This window comes from Streptomyces doebereineriae, from assembly GCF_031845645.1.
Classification (GTDB): Bacteria; Actinomycetota; Actinomycetes; order Streptomycetales; family Streptomycetaceae; genus Streptomyces; species Streptomyces canus.
In genome coordinates, this window is sequence record NZ_JAVREZ010000192.1 from 1 (window position 1) to 472 (window position 472).

Here is a 472-nt window from a genome sequence, read left to right on the forward strand (position 1 = left end):
GTCGGCTAGACCGCAAGCCCACACAGACGGCGGGCCTCGGCCACGGATTCGGACAGGGGCCGACTGGTGTCGATCTCATGACCACTTGGCGGGTGCCCGTCCTGCTCAGCCAGGGCAACCGCGATCTCGGGGGTTGCATCAGACGTGGTCGAAGCCCGGGACTGGATCCGGGCCGATGCGCTGTCCAGCGGGGCGACACACGTGAATTCCACTATGGGCGTGGCCGTGTCGGCTGCAAGTCGATGCGCACGTTGCCGTTGGCGCGGATCCCGCCAGGTACCGTCGAGAATGACCGAAACCCCGCCGGCCAGTTGTTCCCCCGCGCGCCGCAGCACCTCGTCGTAGACGGCCGCGACATTCTGCGGTGTGTAGAGGCCGGAATCCAGTACACCTGCCGGTCCCGCGATGACACGCGCATCGTGGAGTTGACGCCGCACGTCATCAGTCGACACCACCTGCGCTCCCAACTGCG

1 protein-coding gene is annotated in these 472 nt (G+C 66.9%); it reads right to left on the reverse strand.

Annotation, left to right across the window (positions count from 1 at the left end; all coding sequences use genetic code 11):
• Window positions 1–5: 5 nt before the first annotated feature.
• Window positions 6–472, reverse strand: a 467-nt coding sequence (locus RNB18_RS51405) for an AAA family ATPase (protein WP_311720982.1), incomplete at its 5' end; no start/stop codon positions are given.